The sequence below is a fragment of the Stenotrophomonas indicatrix genome (assembly GCA_041545745.1).
In the GTDB taxonomy this organism is placed as follows: Bacteria; Pseudomonadota; Gammaproteobacteria; order Xanthomonadales; family Xanthomonadaceae; genus Stenotrophomonas; species Stenotrophomonas indicatrix_A.
Genome location: CP168152.1, coordinates 2,133,272 through 2,150,956 on the forward strand (window position 1 = coordinate 2,133,272; position 17,685 = coordinate 2,150,956).

A 17,685-nucleotide genomic window follows, 5' to 3' on the forward strand; every position below is an offset into this window, starting at 1 on the left:
CGCGACCTCAGTCATTGGCCACCCAGCCCTTGACCACCTGGGCCACGCGCTTGGAGTCGGTCTTCACGGCTTCACGGGCCATCCGCAATCGTTCCTCATAAGAATCCACCGGCAGGGCAAGCGCTTCCGGCCCGCCCAGGCTTGCCCGGTCGGCGCCGAGCGCCGGCAGCGGGGTGCCATCGTCATCGACCAGCTGCACGTCCGCGGTGTGCGGCTCCAGCGCCAGTTCTTCGTTCTTGCGGTTCTGCCCGGTGATACCGCGCAGTGCCGGGCGCAGCACGCCGAACAGCAACGCCATCACCACCAGCGCACCCAGCAGCATGCGGCCCGCATCGTGCACCCACGGCAGTTCCCACCAGGCTGGGCCCTCCACCGGCGTGGTGTCACGCACGAACGGGGCATTCATCACCGACACGGTGTCGCCGCGCTCGGCACTGAAACCGACGGCCTGCTTGACCAGTGCCTCGACCCTGGTCAGTTCGGCCGCCGACAGCGGCTGCGGCGCAACCTTGCCGTTGGCGCCAGCGCGCGGCACGTTGTCCACCAGCACCGCCACCGACACGCGCTTGATGCGGCCGGCCGGCTGCCGGGTGTGCTGCAGGGTCCGGTCCAGCTCGTAGTTGCGCGTCGCGTTCTTGCTGCTTTCGGTCGGTGCCTGCGCGGTGGCCGGTGCAGCGGCCTGGCCCGGCGGGCTGTTGCTGGTGGCACCCGGTACGCCCTGCGGGCCCGGCGTGCTGCTGCTGTTCTCGCTCATCTGCTCGCTGCGCAGCTTCTGCGGCTCGCCGTTGTAGAGCTCGCGCGCTTCTTCGGTCACCGAGAAGTCCATGTCCACGCTGACTTCCGGATTGACCCGGCCGGGACCGGTCATCGGTTCCAGCAGTTCGCGGATGCGCTGGTTGAACGAGGTTTCCTGGCGGCGCACCTGTTCGAACTGGGCAGCGTTGACCGCCGCTTCGCTGTTCGGGTCACTGACGCTGAGCATGCGCCCGCTCTGGTCGACCACGGTGACCCGTTCCGGCGCCAGATCGGGAATGGCGGCAGCCACCATGTGCACGATCGCATCAACCTGGCTGCGTTCCAGCTGCTGGCCGCCGCGCAGTTCAAGGGTGACCGAGGCACTGGCCACATCACGCTGGCGGGTGAACGCACTGGGCTTGGGAATGGCCAGGTGCACGCGCGAATCGCGCACCGGGCGCAGCGTGTTGATGGTGCGCGACAGTTCGGTTTCCAGTGCGTGCTGGTAGCGCGCGTTTTCCACGAACTGGCTGACACCAAAACCAGGGTCGCGCTCCATCAGCTCGAAGCCGAGCTTGCCGCTGTCGGTCAGGCCCGAGCCCGCCAGTTTCAGGCGGGCATCGTGCAGGTTCTTCTCCGGTACGGTGATGCCGCCGGTGGCCGGATCCAGCTGGAACGGAATCTGTGCGGCACGCAGCAGGTCGGTCGCTTCAGCGGTGGCCTTCTGGTCCAGGCCGGTGTACAGCGGCACCATGCCCGGCTTCTGCGACCAGAAGAACACGAACAGGCCTGCCGCCACGGCCACGGCGATCATCGCCATCAGTCCGAGCCGACGGGTGATCTGCAGGCTTTGCAGCCGGTCGAACCACTGGCCTGCCTTTTCGGCGTTCAGGGATTCCTTGGAGAGCGACAGGGCCATGCGGTTCTATCCTTACAGCGGCATGTTCATCACGTCCTGGTAAGCCTGGACGAGACGGTTACGGACTTCCACGGTGGCGCGGAAGGCGATCTGGGACTGCTGCGAGGCGACCATCACCTTGGCCAGGTCGGCACCGGGTTCACCCAGTTCGAAGGCCTTGGCCAGCGCGCCGGATTTCTGTTGCGCGTCGTTGACGCCGGCGATGGCGCCGCGCAGGGTTTCGGTGAAGCTGGCAGGCTGGACCTGCGGCGCATCCAGCACCGTGCCCGGCAGGGCATTGCTACGCGGCGCTTCGGCCAGCGGGTTGAGCGCGGGCTGTCCTACCTGGGTCTGGTAGGAGCGGATCTGGGAAAGGATCGAAGTGACGGAGTGGGACATCTGCAACGGTTCCAGAAACAGGGATGGGGGTGTCTACTGGAGCTAGTGCAAGTGCCGTGCCGAAATGGCTGATCGGTTCAGTGACGTGAGGGTTGGGAGGGGGGGGGCGGCAGGGCTGCGCCCTGCACCTGCCGAAGCCACGGCAAAGGCCGGAGCAACAGCAGAAGCTGGCTATCAGTGGGATGGCGGGGTGGGTCCGGTTGCGGGGGCCGCCGTGAATACGTCCATGTAGGCTCGGTCGCCGCATCCATGCGGCTCACGCCCCCGCAACCGGACCCACCCCGCCTTCGACAATTTCCCGCAGCTGTTGGTGGGTGCTGACCGTTGGTCGGCACGCTGCTCTTGGTGGGTGTCGACCTTGGTCGACGCTTTATCCACGCCATGGGTGGATGCTGCTCTCGAGGCGTGTGACGCGTCATTTCACCGGCGTCGGTTTTTTGGCCTATGGCTGCAGGGAGCGGCGCAGACCTTCAACAGATATATCTGTCGACAGATGCTCCGCGTGTTTCGGAGTCGGCTCGACGCTACGTGGCGCGAACCCTCCGTCACAAGGAAGCCGTCGGAGGCGTGGGTGGGTCAGGTTGCGGGGGTGTGAGCGCCATGGATGGCGCGACCGAGCTTACATGGACGTACTTGCAGCGTCCCCCGCAACCTGACCCACCCGCGCATCGCGCAGGAAGCCAGCTGTTGCCGTTGCTTCAGCTGTTGCCTCGCGGGTGCCGGGCGGCAGCCCGGCAACAACACCGCCACAAATACCAACGCCCGGGCAAGCCCAGGCGTCCGTGCCCCCTTCATGCTGGAAACGCGGGTCAGCTGGCCAGTTCGGCCGGCTCGCGTTCGATGCCGTACTTGCGCAGCTTTTCCACCAGGGTGGTGCGGCGCAGGCCGAGCAGCTGGGCGGCGTGGGCGACCACGCCCTGGGTGCGCTCCAGTGCTTCGTTGATCAGGCCCAGTTCGATGTTGGCCATGTGGTTGCGCAGGTCCAGGCCGTCGTCCGGCAACGCGGCCGGTGCTGCGGCGCGGTTGACGGCGATGCCATGCTCGAGCGACGGCTGGTTGCCGCTGCCCGGGGTGTGGAACGAGAAGCTGCGCAGGTCCAGGCGCTCTTCGCTGGCGACCACCGGCGGCGCTGCGGCGACAGCGACAGCGGCCAGCGCGGCATCGCCGCGATAGCGTGCCGGCAGGTCCTGCACGCGCACCGAGCCACCCGGGTGCAGCACCGCCAGGCGTTCGACCAGGTTGGTCAGTTCGCGCACGTTGCCCGGCCACTCGTAACCGGCCAGCGCCTGCAGCGCTTCCGGGGTGAAGCGCACTTCGCCGCGGCCGGTGCGGGCCAGCTGGGTGGCGATGGTTTCCACCAGCGCCGGCAGGTCTTCGCGACGTTCGCGCAGGGCCGGCACGTCGATCGGGAACACGTTGAGGCGATAGAACAGGTCCTCGCGGAACTTGCCATCGGCGATGCGGCTTTCCAGGTCGCGATGGGTCGCGGCAATCACCCGCACGTTGCAGCGGATGGTCTGGTTGCCGCCAACACGTTCGAAGCTGCGCTCCTGCAGCACGCGCAGCAGCTTGACCTGCATCGGCAGGCTCATGTCGCCGATCTCATCGAGCAGCAGGGTGCCGCCCTCGGCCATTTCGAAACGGCCCTTGCGCGCGGTCAGCGCGCCGGTGAAGGCGCCCTTCTCATGGCCGAACAGCTCGCTTTCCAGCAGTTCCGCCGGAATCGCGCCGCAGTTGATCGCCACGAACGGACCATCGCGGCGCGGCGAGCGCTGGTGGATGCTGCGCGATACCACTTCCTTGCCGGTACCCGATTCGCCCAGCACCAGCACGGTGGTGTCGAACGCGGCGACCTGTTCGATCATCGTGCGCAGTGCACTGACCGCCGGACCGTTGCCGGTCGGGCCCTGGTCCTGCACGGCGCCGGCCTGGTGTTCGGCATCCAATCGCTTGAGGCTGGCGCGGCGCAGCAGGGCTTCCATCTGTGCGTGACGCAGCGGCGCTTCCAGCGGCCAGATGTTGGCTTCGTGCAGGCCATGCCGCTGGGCGAACGCGGTGGCGTCACCGTCGGCCAGCAGCACCGGCGGCGGCAGACTGCTGCCACCCAGCCACGCGTACAGCGCGGTGCTGGCGGCACTGTCGTCCAGGTTGCCGACGATCACCGCCATCCAGTCGTTCTGGCGCTGGCGGGCCAGGTCGAAATCGGCTGCGTCGGAGACCCAGCGCGGGTTGAAGTCCATGAATTCCAACAAGGCGACGGTGCGCTCGGCACGCACTGCGTCGTTGTCCAGTACCAGGATGCGCGATTCGCTCACGACCGATCCTCCCTGAGGCCTTCCAGGATCGGCATGACTTCCTGGATGTAGGACAGCTTGCTGACGAAGTTGTCGGCACCGGCGCGCAGTGCGTGCTCGCGATGCTCGACGTCATCGAAGTGGCTGGCGATCACGATGTACGGTGCATCATCCTGCGACTTGATCAGGCGCGTGGCCTGCAGGCCACCCATTTCCGGCATCGCCAGATCCATCAGCACCACCTGCGGGCGCAGGCTCTCCGAGCGCTCGATCGCTTCCAGGCCGTTGCCGGCGCTGCCGACGATCTGCAGCCAGTCGATCTTGCGGAAGTGGCGCATCGCCGCGTTGATGAAGCCCTCGTGGTCATCGACCAGCAGAACTGTGAGCTTGTTCATGTCCAACATCCTTTTCAGCCCACCCGGGCCAGCTGCGGTTGCCTGGCGTTGACCCGGCGCCGTTCGCGGGCCGGGGCGATATCCAGTTGTTCGCGGTATTTTGCGACGGTTCGACGGGCAATGTTCACCCCCTGGCGGGACAGCAGGCCTGCGATGGCCTCGTCCGCCAGCGGGCGTCCTGCGGGCTCGGCGTCGATCAGGCGGCGGACCATGGCCTTGACCGCCTGGCCGGACACGCTGGCCCCTTCCAGACGCACGGCGAAGAAGTGCTTGAGCTCGAAGGTGCCGCGCGGGGTCTGCAGGTACTTGCCGGTGGTGATGCGCGAAACGGTGGATTCGTGCATGCCGATTTCCTCGGCCACTTCCTTCAGGGTCAGCGGTGCCATGGCTTCCTCGCCACGGACCAGGAAGGCCGCCTGGCGCTCGACGATCACCCGCGCGGTGCGCAGCAGGGTGTCGTAGCGCATCGACAGGCCGCGGCTGAACCAGCGCGCTTCCTGCAGCATCTCGCGCAGTGCCGGGGCCGCCTCGCCGCTGTCGGCCAGAGCCTGTTCGTACTGGCTGTTGATCGACACCCGGCGGCTGGTGGCCGGGTTCAGCGCCACCTTCCATTGTTCATCGGCGTGCCAGGCGACCACGTCCGGTACCACCACCGCATTGCGCTCGGGCAGCAGGCTGTCGCCCGGGCGCGGCTGCAGCGACAGGATCAGGCGAACGGCCTCGCGCACGTCCTCGATCTCGGCATCGTGCTGGCGGGCGAGGGCGGGGTAGTCGTGCGCGGCCAAGGCATCGAGCGCACCTTCCAGAATGCGCGCGGCCAGATGCCGGGCCGGCACCACGCCGTGCAGGCTGCATAGCTGGGCGAGCAGCGATTCGCGCAGATCCTGCGCCGCCATGCCGGCCGGCTCGCCCTGCAGCAGGTGCTGGCGGATGGCTTCAACGCCGTCGGCATCGATATCGAACTGCGCGCTGGCCAGCAGGTGCAGCTGCGCCAGCGGTGCCTGCAGGTAGCCGGCATCGTCGCAGTGTTCCAGCCAGAAGGCGGCCACGGCCAGTTCGCGCTCGTCCAGGTCCAGCGCCAGGCGCTGCAGCACGCGCAACTGCGGGTCGCTCGATTCGCCAGCGGCGATGCGCGCCATGCGATCGTCGTCGCCGTCCTGCCAGTTGGCGCCGGACACCTCCCACATCGAGGATTCGGGCAGTTCGTCGAAGGCGGCCGTATCCAGCGTGGTGCTGGCTGCATCGGTGGCTTCAGCAGCGGGCGCTTCGGCGTCTTCGATTTCCAGCAGCGGATTGGATTCCAGCAGCCGCTGGATTTCCTGCTCCAGGTGCAGGCCGTCGAGCTGCAGCAGCCGGATCGACTGCAGCAACTGCGGGGTGAGGTGAAGCTGTTGGCCCAGCTGGGCCGAAAGTGAAGCCTTCATCGTGGTTCCCCGGCGCCGCTCCCCGACGCCTTGTGGAACACATCTTGCTTTTGATCCGGCAGGCGCGGAATCGGGGGGTTCCTGAGGGTGCTGGTGGTATTCCCGACAGCGTGTAAGGAAATCCTCTACACAAGCGCGGGATTTTGACGATTCCGGTCGCTAAATCGTTGATTCTTGGTCGGTCGCCGTGATGGCTGCTCGCGCGGGTTGTACGGAATCCCGTCGGGACGCGTGTGGGTGACGGTATTTCGTCGCGAAGCCCGTGGGCGGCACCACGGTGTCAGCGGTGTCGCGAGGACGTCATTCCAGCTCGTGCTGGTGGCGTGCCGCCAGCAGCAACAGATCGTTGGCGCGACGGCAGCCCAGTGACTCCATCATGCGCGCGCGATGGGTTTCCACCGTCTTGACGCTGATGCCAAGGTCGGCGGCGATTTCCTTGTTGCTCTCACCCTTGCCGATGCGGCGAAGGATCTCGCGCTGGCGTGGCGACAGTGCGGCAATACCGGTCGGTTTTTCGCGTCCGAGCATCGGCGCCAGCATCTTGGCTGAGATCTGCGGGCTCAAAAATACCTGGCCGGCATGCGCGGCACGCAGCGCCAGCTCCAGTTCCTGCGGCGCGGCATCCTTCACCACGAAACCGACGGCACCTCGATCGAGTGCATCGCGCACATGGGCGGCGTCGTCGTGCATGGTCATCATCACGATGCGCGTGCCGGGTGCACGCAGGCGGATGTCGCTCAGCGCTTCCAGACCGGTACGGCCGGGCAGCGACAGGTCCATCAACACCACGTCCGGGGCGTGCAGCAGGGCCATCTGCAGTGCCTGTTCGGCATTGCTGGCCTCGGCGACGAGCTGCACGTCGGCAAACCCCTGCAGCAGCCGCGCCAAGCCGGCGCGAACCAGGGTGTGATCGTCGACGATGAGAACTCGCACAGGCACGCTGGAGGTTGGGGAGGGAGGTCCACCTTAACTTAGCTGAACGGGCACGCCAAGGGCTGTCCGTCCGCCTGCATGGTGGCAGATTTCAGCGTGCGCGGCGGGCCTCGGCCACCTGCCGCCGATGCAACCGGAACAGATGCCGTTCCATCGCCATCTCCAGGCCATCGCCAAGGCGATGGAAGCGCAGCCACAGGTAGTGGCCACCGCCGCCATCGGCTGCTTCGGCGATGACTTCCACCGGCAGGTCGATATGGTCGGGCAGCCAGTCGCTGGGTTGCAGGCGTACCACGCCGGCCTGGCCGGGCGTGCTGCCGCTGCGTGGGCCCAGCTGCAGGCGGATGCCGCGGCGCGACCAGCGCACCGGACGCAGCGTTGGCTGCTGGCCCTGCTGGCGGATCAGGCGCCCGAGCAGGACCATGGTCAGGTCCACCTTGGCTTCCAGGCGTTGCAGCTGCAGGCTTGCGTCGCTGCGCTCTTCGTGTTCGTCGATGCGGCTGTCTTCGACCAGCGCCAGGCTGCGCAGCAGGCCTTCGGCACTGCTGGTCCGGCCCACTGCACTGCCGGCCTGGAACTCGGCGGGCAGGGCCAGTTCGCAGCTGAGCGTTTCGTCGAACAGCTCGCTTTCAGCCGGGTGATGCAGGGACGTGGTCGGCAGCACGGTCATGCCAGCGATTCTGCCTGCAGGTAGGCATGCGCGGCGCGAAGGGAGCGGCGGCCGTCCTGCATCTGCACGGAGACGGCATCACGACGCTGGCGCAGCAGGCCAAGCAGGCTCTGCTGGCGTTCCAGCAACGCGGTCAACGGTGCGTGGTCGGCGCCGCCCAGCGGCTGGCTCAGCAGTGCGTGCAGAGTGCTGTCATGGCCATCGAGCAGGCTGTCGGCCTGTTCGAAGGCCTCTTCATCGAGTGCCTTCTCGAAGGCATCCAGCTGCGCGTTGAGTTCAAGCAGGCTCATGGCGCCACCGCCGCAGGACGGCGCTGCTCGTACGGGATGGCATTCCAGGCACCGTCGATCTCGCCCAGCAGCTGCAGCGATTCGTCCAGTGCAGCGCGGTCGTTGTGCAGGTTGGCTTCGGTCAGGCGCTGCAGCAGGTAGTCGTACAACGCTGAGAGGTTGCCGGCGATCTCGCCACCGGCTTCATGGTCCAGCGAGCCATTGAGGTGGGCGACGATCGCGCATGCTTCGCCAATCGCCTTGCCCTTGCCGGCCTGGTCGCCTTGTTCGAGGGTGGCCTGTGCACGACGCACGCGCTCCAGTGCGCCGGACAGCAGCAGCGCCACCAGTTTGTGCGGATCGGCATCGGCGACCGCACTGGTCACACCCACCTGGCGGTATTGCTCGGCGTACTGACGGCTGGAACCGTACATTCCTGATTCTCCCTTGCGCGGGGTGCCGGGGTGCGGCCGAAGGGACCGTTGACGCCGGCACTGCGATGATTGCTGTTGCGTCCGTTATCGGTGCGTACGGCGCCAAACTTGAGCGCCGTGCGTGTTTCCTCAGCGGTTCAACTGAGCCAGCTGCTGCTGCAGCGCGGTGTTGCTCTGCTGCAGCTTGCCCATCAGGCTGTCCAATGCCACGAACTGCTTCTTGTAACGGGCCTCGACGCCGACCATGCGCGCGTCCAGGTCCTTGCGGCGCTTGTCGATGTTGTCCAGCGTGGTGTTCAGTCCCTTGGTGCGCGCAACGAAGGCGCCTTCCTTGCCAACCGTGGTGCTGACGTAGCCGTCCACCAGTGAATACAGCCGGCCGGCACCACCGGTATCGCCGGTGACCGCTTGGCGGATCTTCTCTGGCTGGGCGGCGAGGGCGGCGGCGAACTTGGTGCTGTCCAGCACCAGTGTGCCATCGGCGTTGGGGTAGCCGCGGGTCTGCAGGCCCAGTGCCTTGGCGTCCAGCTGGTCGCCCGCCAGGTCCTTGAGCACGCCGGACATCGTCGAGCGCAGCTGTGCGATCGCACCCCGCATCTGCGCATCGCCGGTCAGTGCGGCGGCTTCCTTGGTCTTCGCGTCGTACTTGGTTTCGGTGTTGATTGCCGCGATGGCCGCGTTGTAGGCGGTCACGAACTCCTGCATCACCTTGGTTGCGGCGGTGGTGTCGGTGCTGATGGTGACGGTGCTCAGGCCCGGCACCTTCAGGTTCAGGGTCAGGCCCGGCACCGCGTCGGTCACGGTGTTGCTGGCGCTTACCACTTCCACGCCGTCGATGGTCAGCAGCGCATCCTTGGCTGGGCTGTTTTCCTTCAGGCTGCCGACCAGCGCGCCCAACTTCGGATCGCTGCCGGCGTATTCCAGCTTGATCGCGCTGGCCGCGCCGGTCTTTTCCTGGGCGATGGACAGGTACTGGTTGTCGCCGGAGCTGATCAGCGTGGCCTGCACGCCTTCCTTGCGTCCGGCGGCGTCGATCTTGTTGCGGACGGTGGTAAGCGTGTCGCCTTCCTCCACCTGCACGTTCATCGTCTTGGCCTTGTCGCCCACGCCGACGGTCAGCGTCAAGGTTCCGGCACCGAAGGTATCGGTCTTGGGCACCGACGTGTCGGCGATCAGTTTGTGCGCCGACGCCAGGTTCTTCACCTCGATCTTGTGGGTACCGTTGGCTGCGGCCGCCTTGCTGATGCCAAGGTCGTACAGCGCCACCGATGCCGTCAGCACATCCTCGGTATTGCCTGGCTGTGCCTTGCCGGAGGCGGTCACGGTGCGGGTGTCGAAGGCGGTGGTGGCCTTCAATGCGGTCAGGGCGGTCTTCAGCTTGTCGAAGGCCGAGGTGACCGTGCCGAGCGACGACAGCTGCATCTTGGTCTTGGACTGCTGCAGGTTCAGCGCATTGTCGGCCGGCTTGCGGTCCGCTGCGACCAGCTGGTTGACGATGCTGGAGATGTCCAGCCCTGAGCCAATGCCACCGTATCCAAAGTCTGCCACGTCGTTTCTCCTGGTATACGGGCCTGGCCGTCGTGCGGTGGCCCGTCGTCAACGAAAATAGCGGCCTGCGCCGCTGGGTCTTGAGGACTTCGTTGATGCATGCGCCGTGCCACTGGCGGGGGACGGTTCTGGCACGCCGGTTGCAGGAGGTCTGGGGCAGGGTGCGGGTGGGTTCACCGCGGGCTGCCGGCGGTCTGTAAAAAACCCTCCCCCAATGCAGGGGAGGGATCAGGCTACTGACAATCGGGGGGAGACGAAGCCGCCCGGTACGTACAGTCAACATGCACAACGCTGAAAGAGAGGTCCGCAGGGGCGGGCGATGCCAAGCCGGTTCGGGAAGCTTCCCGGGCCGGGCATGGCCCGCATCTGTGTACGCCGTGGCTGTCGGGTTGCCGCTACCGTCGGTTCAAGCCGACGGTAGCGGTGCCTTCTTGCCGTGGATCAGCGCAGCAGGCTGAGCACGCCCTGCGGCACCTGGTTGGCCTGGGCCAGCATGGCCGTACCGGCCTGCTGCAGGATCTGGGTGCGGGTCAGCTCAGCGGTTTCCTTGGCGAAGTCGGTGTCCTTGATGCGGCTGCGCGACGCCGACAGGTTTTCCGACGAGGTCTGCAGGTTCGCCACGACCGAGGTGAAGCGGTTCTGGATCGCACCGAGGTCGGCGCGGGTGTTATTGATCGCACCCAGGGCCTTGTCGACCACTTCCATTGCCTGCTGCGCACCCTTCACGGTGGACACGTCGATCTTGTCGGCAAAGCTCTTGGCTGCTGCGGTGGTGCTGGCAGTGATGTCGGCCGGTCCGGCGGCGCCGGTCCAGGTGCCGGTTTCCACGGCGATGCCGAGGAAGGCGCCATTCTTGTCGACGCTGTCCTTGACCGAGCTCAGGTTGATCTTGCCGCCGCCGGCGGTGTCGATCTCGGCCAGCACGCCGGTCTCGCCGATCTTGGCGTTGATGGCCGCGACCATGGCCTTGGTGGCCGCGTCCTGGGTCTTGGTGCCGTCGGCACCGCCCTGGGCAGCGACATCGATGCCATCGATGGCCACCGCAGCGCCAGAGGCGTTGGTGATGGTCATGCCGGCAACCTTCAGGCCGGTCGCACCGTCAGCCGGAGCGGCCACGGTGAAGGTCACGGCATCGAACTGCGCGCCGCCCAGGGCGTTGGCTTTGGCATCGATGGTCTTGTCGATGGCGATGGCCTGGCCCGCATTGGCGCCGACCTGGAACAGCTGGCTGGAGAACGAACCATCCAGCAGCTTGGTGCCGTTGAAGTCCGACTGCTTGGCGACGCGGTCGATTTCCGAGACCAGCTGGGTGACTTCGGCCTGCAGCGCCTTGCGGTCGCTCGCCGAGTTGGTGGCGTTGGAAGCCTGCACCGACAGCTCGCGGACGCGCTGCAGGTTGTTGCCGATTTCAGTCAGCGAACCTTCGGCGACCTGGGCCAGCGAAATGCCGTCGTTGGCGTTGCGGATCGCGACGTCGGTGCCGCGGATCTGGGTGCCGAAGCGCTCGGAGATCGCCAGGCCGGCCGCATCGTCCTTGGCGCTGTTGATGCGCGAACCGGAGGACAGGCGCTGGATGGTGGTAGCGAGCGAGCTGCCGCTGGTGCTCAGGTTGCGCTGAGCATTCAGGGACATGGTGTTGGTGTTGATGACTTGTGCCATGGTGCTTTTCCTTTGGCGAAGGTGGAACGTGGTTCAGAAACCGGGCGCGGCCTCAGCCGGCACCCGGTGATGGATCAGAAGGCAGATCAGCGCAGCAGGCTGAGCACGCCCTGCGGCACCTGGTTGGCCTGGGCCAGCATGGCCGTACCGGCCTGCTGCAGGATCTGGGTGCGGGTCAGCTCAGCGGTTTCCTTGGCGAAGTCGGTGTCCTTGATGCGGCTGCGCGACGCCGACAGGTTTTCCGACGAGGTCTGCAGGTTGGCCACGACCGAGGTGAAGCGGTTCTGCACGGCGCCGAGGTCGGCACGGGTGCTGTTGATCGCACCCAGGGCCTTGTCGACCACTTCCATCGCCTGCTGCGCACCCTTCACGGTGGATACGTCGATCTTGTCGGCGAACTGCTTGGCAGCTACGGCCGGCGCGATCTGGTCAGCGGTGTAGGTGCCACCGGTGACGGCGACGGCAAAGCCCTTGAAAGCGCCGTCCTTGTCAACACTGTCCTTGACCGAGCTCAGACTCACGCTGATTCCATCGCTGCCCACTTCAGCGTAGACGCCGGTTTCACCGATCTTGGCATTGATGTGTGCAGACAAGGCGGTCGCAGCTGCCTTCTGGGTGTCCACGGCCACGCCTTTGCTGGCAACCTTCAGGTCGTCGAACTTGACGGCGTTGCCCTTGCTGTCAGTAATGGTGATCGCAGTGATGTTCGCATCGTCGCCGGGAGCGCCCGGGACCGTGACTTCAAGCTTGCCGGTAGCGAACTGTGCGCCACCCAGGGCATTGGCCTTGGCATCGATGGTCTTGTCGATGGCGATGGCCTGGCCGGCGTTGGCGCCCACCTGGAACAGCTGGCTGGAGAACGAACCGTCCAGCAGCTTGGTGCCGTTGAAGTCCGACTGCTTGGCGACGCGGTCGATTTCCGAAACCAGCTGGGTCACTTCGGCCTGCAGCGCCTTGCGGTCGCTGGCCGAGTTGGTGGCGTTGGCGGCCTGCACCGACAGCTCGCGGACGCGCTGCAGGTTGTTGCCGATTTCAGTCAGCGAACCTTCGGCGACCTGCGCCAGCGAAATGCCGTCGTTGGCATTGCGGATGGCAACGTCGGTACCGCGGATCTGCGTGCCGAAGCGCTCGGAGATGGCCAGACCGGCCGCATCGTCCTTGGCACTGTTGATGCGCGAACCGGAGGACAGGCGCTGGATGGTGGTGGCCAGCGAGCTGCCGCTGGTGCTCAGGTTACGCTGAGCATTCAACGACATCGTGTTGGTGTTGATTACTTGTGCCATGAGGAGAGGTCCTTGAGCGGTTGCACGTGAGTTGGGTTAGACGCCCCCGACGTGCCCCGGGGGCGGCTCATGTCAGCGCTGCAACAGGCTGAGCACGTTCTGCGGTACCTGGTTGGCCTGGGCCAGCATGGCCGTACCGGCCTGCTGCAGGATCTGGGTGCGGGTCAGCTCGGCGGTTTCCTTGGCGAAGTCGGTATCGCGGATGCGGCTGCGCGATGCGGACAGGTTCTCCGAGGAGGTCTGCAGGTTGGCGACCACCGAGGTGAAGCGGTTCTGGATCGCGCCGAGGTCGGCGCGCACGCTGTTGACCGATTCGAGGGCCTTGTCGACGATCGACATCGCCTTCTGTGCGCCCTCGGCCGTGGTGACGTTCAAATCCTTGACGAAGCTGGCCGTTGCGCCGGTCAGCGTGCCGCCGTTGGTGCTGGTCTCGGTCAGGCCCAGGCCGGCGATGGTGGCGGCGGTGACGCCGGCCGGCGGGGTGGCCGCGCTGACACCCAGGGCAAAGGTCTGGCCGTCCTTGACCGAGGCCAGGCTGACAACGCCGGCGTTGACGGAGGCGACCACGCCGGTTTCGCCCAGCTTGTTGTTGATCGCGGCCGCGGTGGCCGAGGTGATCGATTCGCCTGCCTTCACGGTGAAGTCGCTGATGGTGACCGTGGTGGCGGCGCCGCCCGGCGGGGTCACCGAGATCTGCAGGCCGGAGTAGGTGGTATCAGCGGTGGCCTTGTCGGCTGCAGCCAGGCTGGTGCCGGTGTAGCCGTTGGCGAAGTTGGCCGCGCCCAGCGAATCGGCCTTGGCGTTGACCACGCTGTTGATGGCGATGGCCTGGCCGGCATTGGCGCCCACCTGGAACAGCTGGCTGGTGAACGAACCGTCCAGCAGCTTGGTGCCGTTGAAGTCGGCCTGCTTGGCAACGCGGTCGATCTCGCTGACCAGCTGGGTCACTTCAGCCTGCAGCGCCTTGCGGTCGCTGGCCGAGTTGGTGGCGTTGGAGGCCTGCACGCCCAGTTCACGGATGCGCTGCAGGTTGTTGCCGACTTCGTTCAGCGAACCCTCGGCCACCTGGGCCAGCGAGATGCCATCGTTGGCGTTGCGGATGGCCACGTCCAGACCGCGGATCTGGGTGGTGAAGCGCTCGCTGATGGCCAGACCGGCGGCGTCGTCCTTCGCGCTGTTGATGCGCAGGCCGGACGAGAGGCGCTGGATGGTGGTAGCGAGCGAGCTGCCGCTGGTGCTCAGGTTGCGCTGAGCGTTGAGCGACATCGTATTGGTGTTGATTACCTGTGCCATGGGGTCGTCTCCTCTTATGTGGAACCCGTTGGTGAAAGAAACGAAGCGCCGCCTGATTTTTTTGTTTGGCTGTGTGCTTCGCCGTTGCCAAATGAATAACGGCGCTTTGTCAACAACCTTTAGCCGGGAATTTCGTTGCAGCCGAATTTCGTCGCTGAAAGCTGTTTTTCCGGGGATTTCCGCCGACCCGGAACGGTCGGTGTGAAGCTCCGAAACGGCGGCCAGGCAGGATCTGGCCGGCGCCAGAAGGGGTATCGGCGTCGGCCCGGCAAGCTGAATGGTGGCGGCGGGGCGTATGCACGGCGGAAACGAAAAAGGCCGCGATGCAGGGCATCGCGGCCTTGGGCTCCAGCGCTGGCGCGTGGAATCAGCGGATCTTGTTGAACAGCGACATCGACTGCATCTGCGAGAACAGTGTCTGTGCCGCCTGCAATGCAGTGCTTTCCAACTGGTACTGGCTCAATGCATCGGCGTAGTCCAGGTCGCGCATCTGCGACAGCGTCGTCTTCAGCGTCACACCGTTGGCCTCACGCATCTCCGCCGCGTTGTCCAGTGCTTTCAACTGTGAACCGCCGGCGGCGCGCGAATCGATCATCCGTTCCGCAGCGCGGCCGACATCACGCAACGCGCTCTGCAGTTCGTTCTGTTGCGCGGCCATCTTCGCCGGGGTGCCGGTATCGGCATCCAGTGCGGCGATCAGCTTGTCCATGGTGCCGAAGATGTCGCGGCTGCTGGCGGCCTGCACGTTGAAGCTGTCACCTGTTGCTGGCGCGCCAGCGATCTGCAGGCGAACGCCGTTGATCTCCAGTTCGCTGCCGGCTTTGTACGTGCCGGTGCCGGTCACGTTGCCGGCACCGTCGAGCACTTCGTACTGGTCGGCCGCGGTGAAGCGCACGCTGAACGACTGCCCGTTCCAGCTGTCGCTGCCATCGCGGGTGATGTTGGTCAGCACGCCGTTGCCGGTGTTGCCCGTCGCTGCGCTGCCATCGACGAAGCCATCGCCGGTGGGGATGCGCAGGAAGATCTCGCTGCCGGGCAGCGCATCACGCACGTAGGTGTCCGGGCCGACCTCCACCTGGCGCTGGGTCTGGTCACCGCGATATACCACCTTGCCATCGATCTTGGCGAACGGCGGATCACTGTCGTTGGTGCCGCCGAATACGTAGCGGCCGGTGCCGTCGCTGCTGTTGGCCAGCGACAGCAGGCCCTCGCGGATCTGGTTCAACTCGGTGATCAGGGTCTTCTTGTCGGGCGCACTCAAGGCGGGATTGCTGGCCTGGATGGTCAGATCGTTGACGCGGGCCATCAGGTCGTTGACCTGGGCCAGGGTGTTCTCCTGCACGCCCAGGCGGTTCTGCACGTTGTTGCCGTTGAGCTTCATGCGTTCCAGTGCGGCCAGGCTGCGGTCCAGGCCGACCGCAGCGCCTGCGGCGACCGGATCGTCCTTGGCGCTGACGATCTTGCTTCCGGTGGCGATCTGCTGTTCCAGGTGGCTGAGCTTGGCCTGCTTGGCCATCATCAGCGCCACCGACTGGCTGTACATCATTCCGGTGGAGATGCGGTTGCTCATCGGCGCACGGCTCCCAGGATGGTCTGGAACATGGAATCGGCGGTGGAGATCAGCTGCGAGGCGGCCTGGTAGGCCTGTTGCAGGCGCAGCATGTCGGCCGCCTCCTCATCGAGGTTGACGCCAGACACTTCGTCACGCGCTGCCTGTGCCTGGTCGGCGATCACCTGCTGCGCCCCCAGCGAATACTCCGCCGAACGCGCTGCCGCACCGACCTGGGTGGTCAGCCCGCCCAATGCGCCGCCCAGCGTCACCGTGCCAGCGTTGAACGCCTTTGCCGATTCCACCTTGGACAGCTTGGTGGCATTGCTGTTGTCCGACGAGCCGGCCGGGGTCGGGGTGATGTTGAAGGTGTCGCCATTCTTCGGCACGCCATCGAGCACGAAGCTCCAGCCGTTGGCGCTGATGGTCTGCCCGGGCGTGTAGGTCTGCGGCGGGCCACCATCGATGGTGTAGGTGGTGGCCGAGGTGAACACGATGGCGGCAGGATTGCGCAGGTTGGCGTTGGCCGAGTCGGTCACCGTCACGCCGCTCAGTTTGCCGGTACCGGTGTTGGCCAGTGCCGCCGCACCCTTGATCGCGGCAGCCGCGGCAATGCGCGACGGATCGGTGATCGCCATCTCCAGGCTGCCGGCGACGCCGGCCGTCGGCTGCAGCAGGAAGCGATCGTTGGTTGCCGGGGTACCACCGACCACCAGCTTCACGCCGTTGATGAGCAACGGGTCAGCAGCGGTACCGGTGCCGGTCAGCGGCACGCTGGCGCCGGTATCGGCGCGGCTGGCGGCCCAGTTGCTGCCATCGAACTTGAGCACGATGTTCTGCGCTTCCAGCTTGCCGAGGTCGCCGTAGCTGGCGGTGATCGCGCCGGTGCCGGTGTTGCCGGCATTGCCGGTGACACGCGGCGTGCCGATGTTGAAGAAGTCGCCGCCCATCTGTCCGTACAGATCGACGCCCTGGCGATGGGTGCTGTTGAACGTCTCGGCCAGGCCCACAGCCAGCTTGCCCAGTTCGGCCTGGGCCGGGGTCAGCACGGTGTCGCGGAACTCGAGCAGGCCGCCGATCTGGCCGCCCACGGCCTTCGGGTCCAGGGTGATGGTGCCACCCTGGGTCTGCAGCGCCAGCTGCAGGCGCTCGGGCTGGTACGGGTCGGCCACCGTGGTGACCTTCGATGCGGTGGTGCCCACCACCAGCGCCTGGCCGCCGGCGGTGTAGACGTTCATGATGCCGCCGTCCTGGATCACCGCGGTGCCGCCGGTGTAGCCCACCAGCTGCGAGATCAGCTGGTCGCGGCGGTCCAGCAGGTCGGGTGCGGCGTTGGCGATGTTGGTGCCGATGGCGCCATTGATCTGCGCGATCTCCGACGCCAGCCGGTTGACTTCGGTGGCACCGGCCATCAATCCATTGTTGACCTCGCCATTGAGGTTGTTCAGGTGGGTGTTGAGCTGGCTGAAGCGGTTGGCCAGCGCCTTGCCACCATCAAGCATGTTCTGCCGGTCGGCAGTGCCGGCCGCGTTGGAGGACAGGCCGCTGACGGTATCGAAGAAGTTCGACCAGACCCCGGCCACGTTGGTGGCCGCGTCGGAGAACAGGGCGTTGACCCGGTCGGCCATGCCCGAAAGCTGCTTCAGGCGTGCCAGTTCGCCGCCGCTGTCGAGCAGGCGCGAGATCGCCAGCTGGTCGGCGGCGCGGCGGATGTCGACGATGCGCGTGCCGTTGCCAACGTCGCCGTAGCCGTAGTTCTGCGGGGTGGCAGTGGCGAAGTCGACCTTCTGCCGGCTGTAGCCGGGGGTGTTGAGGTTGGCCACGTTGTGGCTGGTGGTGGCCAACGCACGCTGGAAGGCGAGCAGGGCACTGGTACCGGTGGAAAGCACGCTGGACATGGGG

16 protein-coding genes are annotated in these 17,685 nt (G+C 66.2%); 1 reads left to right on the forward strand and 15 read right to left on the reverse strand.

The genetic code is table 11. The features are described from left to right. Nucleotides 1-7: 7 nt before the first annotated feature. From fliF to ACEF39_RS09895, 13 genes are all read right to left on the reverse strand, one after another. Nucleotides 8-1,654, reverse strand: coding sequence for a flagellar basal-body MS-ring/collar protein FliF (gene fliF / locus ACEF39_RS09835; protein WP_500287811.1), 1,647 nt, complete (start codon nt 1,652-1,654; stop codon nt 8-10). A 12-nt stretch (nt 1,655-1,666) separates the two neighbouring features. After that, the gene (gene fliE, locus ACEF39_RS09840) at nt 1,667-2,032 is read right to left on the reverse strand and encodes a flagellar hook-basal body complex protein FliE (protein WP_025878997.1); all 366 of its coding nucleotides are present in this window, start codon (nt 2,030-2,032) and stop codon (nt 1,667-1,669) included. An 809-nt stretch (nt 2,033-2,841) separates the two neighbouring features. After that, on the reverse strand, nt 2,842-4,347 hold the full coding sequence (locus tag ACEF39_RS09845) for a sigma-54 dependent transcriptional regulator (protein ID WP_500287812.1): 1,506 nt from the start codon (nt 4,345-4,347) through the stop codon (nt 2,842-2,844). Beyond that, nucleotides 4,344-4,721 carry a response regulator gene (locus tag ACEF39_RS09850; RefSeq protein ID WP_049460600.1) on the reverse strand — a complete coding sequence of 126 codons (378 nt, stop codon included), beginning with the start codon at nt 4,719-4,721 and terminating at the stop codon, nt 4,344-4,346. Before ACEF39_RS09850 ends, ACEF39_RS09845 begins: the two co-directional genes overlap by 4 nt. 14 nt (nt 4,722-4,735) lie before the next feature. Beyond that, nucleotides 4,736-6,145: an RNA polymerase factor sigma-54 gene (rpoN, locus tag ACEF39_RS09855; RefSeq protein WP_500287813.1), complete on the reverse strand. Its 1,410-nt coding sequence runs from the start codon at nt 6,143-6,145 to the stop codon at nt 4,736-4,738. A 300-nt stretch (nt 6,146-6,445) separates the two neighbouring features. After that, nucleotides 6,446-7,078 (reverse strand): response regulator, encoded by a 633-nt coding sequence (locus ACEF39_RS09860; RefSeq protein WP_089241023.1) that lies wholly within the window; start codon nt 7,076-7,078, stop codon nt 6,446-6,448. Between the two features lie 91 nt (nt 7,079-7,169). Further along, nucleotides 7,170-7,748, reverse strand: a complete 579-nt coding sequence (locus tag ACEF39_RS09865; RefSeq protein ID WP_500287814.1) for a PilZ domain-containing protein — start codon at nt 7,746-7,748, stop codon at nt 7,170-7,172. Further along, entirely contained in the window at nt 7,745-8,038 is a 294-nt protein-coding gene (locus tag ACEF39_RS09870) for a hypothetical protein (protein ID WP_500287815.1), read from the reverse strand. Before ACEF39_RS09870 ends, ACEF39_RS09865 begins: the two co-directional genes overlap by 4 nt. Then, a complete protein-coding gene (gene fliS, locus ACEF39_RS09875) occupies nt 8,035-8,451 on the reverse strand; it encodes a flagellar export chaperone FliS (RefSeq protein WP_500287816.1) in 417 nt (138 codons plus the stop codon). The genes ACEF39_RS09870 and fliS overlap by 4 nt, the downstream gene beginning before the upstream one ends. 129 nt (nt 8,452-8,580) lie before the next feature. Continuing rightward, nucleotides 8,581-9,999: a flagellar filament capping protein FliD gene (gene fliD, locus ACEF39_RS09880; RefSeq protein ID WP_500287817.1), complete on the reverse strand. Its 1,419-nt coding sequence runs from the start codon at nt 9,997-9,999 to the stop codon at nt 8,581-8,583. Between the two features lie 441 nt (nt 10,000-10,440). After that, a complete protein-coding gene (locus ACEF39_RS09885; protein ID WP_500287818.1) occupies nt 10,441-11,658 on the reverse strand; it encodes a flagellin in 1,218 nt (405 codons plus the stop codon). An 86-nt stretch (nt 11,659-11,744) separates the two neighbouring features. Beyond that, nucleotides 11,745-12,941 (reverse strand): flagellin, encoded by a 1,197-nt coding sequence (locus tag ACEF39_RS09890; RefSeq protein WP_500287819.1) that lies wholly within the window; start codon nt 12,939-12,941, stop codon nt 11,745-11,747. A gap of 72 nt (nt 12,942-13,013) precedes the next feature. Next, nucleotides 13,014-14,234 (reverse strand): flagellin, encoded by a 1,221-nt coding sequence (locus ACEF39_RS09895; RefSeq protein WP_500287820.1) that lies wholly within the window; start codon nt 14,232-14,234, stop codon nt 13,014-13,016. Between the two features lie 31 nt (nt 14,235-14,265). On the opposite strand from ACEF39_RS09895, the gene ACEF39_RS09900 reads away from it, so the two are divergent. Next, nucleotides 14,266-14,439, forward strand: a complete 174-nt coding sequence (locus ACEF39_RS09900) for a hypothetical protein (protein ID WP_500287821.1) — start codon at nt 14,266-14,268, stop codon at nt 14,437-14,439. A 162-nt stretch (nt 14,440-14,601) separates the two neighbouring features. Here ACEF39_RS09900 and flgL read toward each other — a convergent pair whose 3' ends face one another. Both flgL and flgK read right to left on the reverse strand, forming a co-directional pair. Then, on the reverse strand, nt 14,602-15,804 hold the full coding sequence (flgL, locus tag ACEF39_RS09905; RefSeq protein WP_500287822.1) for a flagellar hook-associated protein FlgL: 1,203 nt from the start codon (nt 15,802-15,804) through the stop codon (nt 14,602-14,604). Beyond that, nucleotides 15,801-17,681 carry a flagellar hook-associated protein FlgK gene (gene flgK / locus ACEF39_RS09910; protein WP_500287823.1) on the reverse strand — a complete coding sequence of 627 codons (1,881 nt, stop codon included), beginning with the start codon at nt 17,679-17,681 and terminating at the stop codon, nt 15,801-15,803. Before flgK ends, flgL begins: the two co-directional genes overlap by 4 nt. Between the last annotated feature and the right edge of the window lie 4 nt (nt 17,682-17,685).